Origin of the sequence: Spirosoma sp. (genome assembly GCF_048594605.1) — a bacterium.
Taxonomy (GTDB): domain Bacteria; phylum Bacteroidota; class Bacteroidia; order Cytophagales; family Spirosomataceae; genus Spirosoma.
Map to the genome: position 1 here is coordinate 1 of NZ_JBMDWV010000082.1, position 6,299 is coordinate 6,299.

A 6,299-nucleotide genomic window follows, 5' to 3' on the forward strand; every position below is an offset into this window, starting at 1 on the left:
AACAGGCTGAACTCAAGTGCTACGTCGAAAGCATTGTTCGATTCCCAAGCCAGGTTTGGATTTCCCAGGCTTGTTTGTAGAATACCCGCTTCTGACGCATTGTTCCATGATCCTAAGCCGTAGAGTGGTTGCCAGGCGTAATAGCTGATTGTATTATCCTGCGCGTCCTGTCCTGTATTGCCCCCTCCGTCATTCCCCGTCTGGCCATAGGATGCTCTCAATTTCAATGCGTTAATGGATGGAACAGAGCGCAGGAAGTCTTCCTGATCTAAACGCCAGGCGCCACTAACTGAATAAAAGGTACCCCAGCGAGATTCCTGATAGAATTTACTGGAGCCGTCGCGCCGGGCAGAAGCCGAAAGAAAATATTTCTGATCGTAATCGTAATTGATCCGCGAAAAATAGCCTTCCACCCGACGCATAAACGCAACCGAAGCCAGGTTTGTCGTCGTAGTGAAATTAACCAGTTCATAGTTACCCTCTACAATTTGCTGCGTACGGGCCCCTTCCAGATTGTTGTCGCCAACCTGGAAGTTTTCGTGTCCAAGCAAGACATCGAAATTGTGCTTTCCGAACGATTTATTATAGGTCAACAGCTGGTTGAGGTTATAGCTGTTAATATTCTGAAACTCGTGTGTTGCACGACCGGCTGGGGCTCCATCACCAATTTCAGGGTTCCAGAACGTAGACGTATTGATACTGGTGAGATCAGTACCGATATTGGTCGTAAATTTAAAGTCCTTCAGGAACGAAAATTCTGCATACCCTCGGGCGCTCAGTACGTTTCGGCGGAAGTTGTTCTGATTCAATAACGTTTCCGCAATGGCATGGCGACCACCATACTGAGGGCGGGCGGGTAGCCCTAAAGCCGTCAGATTACCGTAATCCCAGCGTCTGTTACCATTTGCCAAGGTTAGGAACTGGCCGGGATTATTTGGGTCGTAGGCATATACAGGATAGATGGGGCCAATGTTGCGGGAAAAGAAGAACGGGTTAACGAAAGATGTGCCCCCTGTAGTGCCACCAGCATCAGCCTGATTCGATTTCGAGATCGTCGTCGATAAATTTCCACCCACTCGTAACCATGGTTTCATCTGGGAATTCACGTTGAGACGGCCCGTGAAGCGGCTAAAATCAGAACGGATCAGGTACCCTTTATCATTTAAGTAGGACAGCGATAGAAAATAATCCGACTTATTTTGTCCCCCGGCAAAGCTTACGTTCAGTTCATCCCGATTTCCTTGCCGCATCAACGGTTTCTCCCAATTCAGATCATCAGGTGAATACAGGAGCGTAGCATTCGGATTCATCTGTCCATTTGTATCGACCAGTTGGTTTGCCGGTACGTTATATACGTTGTACCCAACCAGGCTGCCCAATAATCTGGTAGCGTCGGCATTCGCGGTGGCCAGAGGCAGCGGGTTTGAAGCCCGGTACGCTACGTTGTTGCGGTACATTTCCCACATTAGCGGATAGTACTCGCCTACCCCTACCCGATCGTACTCCGGTAAACCGCGCGTGCTTAGCCCTTTCGTATAACGTACGTTGATCGAACTCCGGTCTTTCTGCCCTTTCTTTGTCGTAACAACAACTACCCCATTAGCAGCTCTGGAGCCGTATAAAGCCGTTGAAGCGGCATCTTTTAGGACCGAGATGCTTTCAATATCATTCGGGCTGATATTTGAGATATTTCCAGAGTACGGAATACCATCTACTACGTAAAGCGGTTCGTTGCCCGACGAATACGATCCAAATCCGCGAATACGAATATTAGGGGCGGCACCGGGCTGGCCGGTTCCCGCCGTTGTCTGAACACCCGATACAGCTCCGGAAAGCGCCTGCGCCAGATTATTTACCGGACGGTTTTGTATTTGAGTGGGCGTCAGCGTTCCCGCCGAACCCGTAAACGACGCCCGTTTAGCTGTACCGAAGGTCGTTACAATTACTTCGTCGAGATTAGAGGCATCAGGCACCAGACTAACCGAAATAGTTGACCGATTTCCGATAGTAATCTCCTGGGTTGCAAACCCAATAAAACTGAATACTAATTGCCCGTTTGCAGGGGCGCTTAGTCGATAGTTTCCCTCAGCATCACTGGTTGTACCGCGTGTTGTTCCTTTCAGTTGCACACTCACACCCGGTAATCCGGCCCCATCTTCAGAAGTAGTAATGCGACCACTTACAGTAACGTCCTGCGCCAGTACTGGAAAGCAGAAGAAAACGGCTAGTAACCAACTGCCGAATAAAAGTTGTCTCATGAAGTGCTTTTTGTAAAAATGCTTTAACCTATTTTTAATTCAAGCCACAAAAATATGTCAATCATCAATAAATGCAATATATTATTTTGACTAATTAATTAATTATAATCTAAAATACTTTATATATAAGAATTATAGAAAAATATGTAATTTATCTTATTCTGAAAGATGGCCTGTCAGTAGCATAATACTGACGTCTGCAAAACCATCAGGCTACTATCCGTCAGCGGGTGTATAAACTAAAAATGCTCATTGGAATCCAATGAGCATTTTTAGTTTATATGACACTACGTTCTATCTAGACAACCAACGCAGCTTCTTCCACGTCTTTTTCAATTCGAAAATTATCAATGATAAACCGTTGGCGGTCAGGCGTATTTTTGCCCATGTAATAACTAAGCAGCTTGGCAATCGACGTTTCCTTCTCAATAATAACCGGCTCCAGACGCATGTTCTCGCCGATAAACAGACCAAATTCATCCGGTGAGATCTCGCCCAGACCTTTGAAACGGGTAATCTCCACTTTTTTTCCTCCCTTCATCAATTTATTGATAGCCGCCTGTTTTTCCTCATCCGAATAGCAGTACGTCGTTTCTTTATGATTCTTGGGATTTCGTATCCGGAACAGAGGGGTTTCCAGAATATACAAGTGGCCGTTTCGGACCAGATCCGGGAAAAATTGGAGAAAAAACGTTAACATCAACAGCCGGATGTGCATTCCATCGACGTCAGCGTCCGTAGCAATAACGATACGATTGTAACGTAGCCCCTCCAGACCCTCTTCAATGTCCAGAGCGTGTTGCAGCAGATTAAACTCTTCATTTTCGTAAACCACTTTTTTGGTTAAACCAAAGCAGTTGAGAGGTTTTCCGCGCAGACTGAATACGGCCTGCAATTGTACATTACGTGATTTGGTAATCGATCCACTGGCGGAATCTCCTTCCGTAATGAACAAGGTCGATTGATAACGATCTTCCGCTTTTAAATCGGTCAGGTGATTACGGCAGTCACGTAGTTTTTTGTTGTGCAGACTTGCCTTTTTAGCGCGGTCGTTGGCCAGTTTTTTGATACCGGCTAATTCTTTACGTTCTCGTTCGGACTGCTCTATACGTTTTTTCAATGCATCTCGTACGGAAGCGTTCATGTGCAGAAAGTTATCCAACTGGGCTTTTACGAAATCGAGCACAAAGGAACGTACCGTCTGGCTATCCGAATCGGGCGCCATGTTGACAGAACCTAGTTTTGTTTTGGTTTGCGACTCAAAAACCGGTTCCTGTACCCGTATGCTTATGGCGGCAATAATTGATCCCCGAATATCGGCAGGGTCGTAGTCTTTGCCGAAGTGTTCACGTACCGTTTTCACAATGGCCTCACGTAACGCGGCAAGATGAGTTCCACCCTGGGTTGTGTACTGTCCATTCACGAACGAATAGTATTCTTCGCCGTACTGGTTTCCGTGAGTCAGCGCAATCTCAAGGTCGTTACCTTTTAAATGGATAATTGGATAACGTAGTGAATCTTCATCTTTTTTGGTCTTGTCCCGCAGCAGGTCAAGCAAACCGTTTTGCGACAGATATTTCTGCTTGTTAAAAACAATGGTCAGTCCCGCGTTCAGGTAACAGTAGTTCCAGATCATGTTCTCCAAAAACTGGGGAATGAAATGAAAGTGCTTAAAAATAGTATCGTCGGGCTCAAAGCAGATCAATGTACCGTTACGTTCGTTGGTTGCATCTTCTCCCTGATTCTTAAGGATACCCCGTTCGAATTCAGCCCAGACGGTACGTCCATCCCGGAAAGATTGTACACGAAAATACGTAGCCAGTGCGTTAACGGCTTTAGTACCAACTCCATTTAGACCGACGGATTTCTGAAAAGCGCCTGAATCGTACTTACCGCCTGTGTTTATCTTCGAAACAACTTCAGCCACTTTCCCAAGTGGGATACCACGCCCAAAGTCACGTACTTCTACGCGATGGTCGCTCACCCGAACATCAATGGTCTTACCAAAGCCCATTACGTGTTCGTCGATACAGTTGTCGATGGTTTCTTTAATTAAAACATAAATTCCGTCATCGGCCGCCGAACCGTCGCCAAGTTTGCCAATGTACATACCAGGGCGCAGACGGATATGCTCACGCCAATCAAGGGAGCGAATGCTATCTTCGTTATACTGAACAGACTGATTAGGTGATTCTACCATATTGGATTGCAAACAACTAGATTAAAAGCGGGGCGTGTCACTAGAAATCCGCTTAAATAAACATTAGAAAAATTATACCTTGACCCGGTAGTGCCTGAAAAGTTCCGGTAGATCAAAAAACTATTTAAAATCCAGCAAAAGTTCACTTACTTTGCCAACTGAACTGTACTGTGTACTATATAGGCCAATCGATCGTTAGATACAGAACTTGATCTTCATCCTGGCCCGACCCGTTCAACATCTTAAAAATATGCAAAATCTGGCAAATATTCACATCTTATCGCTAAAAAATATTCTTTTTCTTAAAACTTTTCTTCAAAGACAGTTTAGCCTACGTATCGCCATTTTGTTACTGTCTGTGCTAGGGTCGGTAGCACAGGCACAAGTCATACAAGCCCCTAGTTCAGGAGCAACGAGTACTACAGGGGCCGGGGCAACGGGGACAGGGACAACCGCACCCGGCCGAGGCACAGCCTTACCACAAGGTGTTAATACAAACAACCTTCCGGCCAACGTACAACAACAGATCCAGCAGCGTACGGGTCAGACCAGTACTCAGCAAAATGGTAACTCCGGCCGGGGGAATTCGCAGCTTTCTGGACAGTCAAATCCTGCCAACGCGAACAATCCGGCAACTACCAACAACAACCTGAATCCAGCGAACGAGGCCAACCAGCCCACCGATCCGAATCAGCAACCAGCAGAAACTACTACGTTAACCGATGAAGAACGGGCTAAGGAAGAAGGGCGCCGAAAAGTATTTGGCTACATCCTGTTCAATGATCCGAACATGGAAAAAACGTTTCAGCCGAACGTTAACGTAGCAACGCCCCGTAATTACATTATCGGTCCCGGTGATGAACTGAATATTCAGCTATTTGGCTATACCGAAGCGAACTTTACACAGAAAGTTTCTCCGGAGGGGTTCGTTTATATTGCCGGTGGTACAGGAATTGGCCCTGTACAGTTGTCAGGATTATCGATTGAACAGGCAAAAGCTCGGCTGGAAAGCAGAATGGCGGCTAAATTTGCTGGTCTGCGGAACTCATCGTACGGGCCAAAAAATACGTATCTGGAACTTTCACTAGGCGAAATTCGCAGCATCCGCGTAACCGTAACAGGCGAAGCATTTCGTCCGGGAACGTACACAATGTCGTCGTTATCAACGGCTATGAACGCCATTTATCAGGCGGGCGGCCCTAATGATATTGGTTCATACCGCAAAGTGCAGCTTATCCGCAACAACCGCATCGTCGCTACGCTTGATCTGTACGATTATTTGTTGAACGGTATCCAACGGAATGACTTACGCTTGCAGGATAACGACAACATTCGTTTTACCACCTTTCTCCAGCGGGTCGAAATTATAGGCACTGTTAAGCGAAACAACATCTTCGAGATGCTACCCGGCGAAACGCTTGACAAACTTTTGTTTTATGCAGGGGATTTTGCGGCTAACGCTTACAAAAATCGGTTGAAGGTAAGACGGGTAACGGATCGTGAACTTAAAGTTATCGACGTAACGGCTCCTGAGTTCAAGAGCTTCGTTATGCAGGATGGCGATCTGGTTACGGTCGAAGCGATTCTTGATCGTTTCGAGAATAAAATCACTATTGAGGGCGCCGTTTATCGACCTGGTGAATATTCACTGGATAATAACAAAACTCTCAAAAAGCTGATTACGTCTGCCGAAGGTCTGAAAGGGGATGCCTTCACAGGCCGGGTAAACATTGTGCGGACACGGGAAGATCTTGCGATTGAGCAATTATCAGTAAATCTGGAAGGTATCCTGGCTGGAACCGAGCCCGACGTGCCTCTTCAACGCGAGGATCAGATCATTA

3 protein-coding genes are annotated in these 6,299 nt (G+C 46.3%); 1 reads left to right on the plus strand and 2 read right to left on the minus strand.

Annotated elements, in window-relative coordinates:
• Positions 1–2,258: SusC/RagA family TonB-linked outer membrane protein (locus ACOJS8_RS04775; RefSeq protein WP_420147390.1), on the minus strand; the 2,258-nt coding region annotated here is incomplete at its 3' end.
• Between the two features lie 298 nt (positions 2,259–2,556).
• The gene (locus tag ACOJS8_RS04780; RefSeq protein ID WP_420147391.1) at positions 2,557–4,458 is read right to left on the minus strand and encodes a DNA topoisomerase IV subunit B; all 1,902 of its coding nucleotides are present in this window, start codon (positions 4,456–4,458) and stop codon (positions 2,557–2,559) included.
• A 250-nt stretch (positions 4,459–4,708) separates the two neighbouring features.
• Here ACOJS8_RS04780 and ACOJS8_RS04785 point away from each other — a divergent pair.
• The coding region (locus ACOJS8_RS04785; RefSeq protein WP_420147392.1) for a polysaccharide biosynthesis/export family protein at positions 4,709–6,299 on the plus strand (1,591 nt) is incomplete at its 3' end.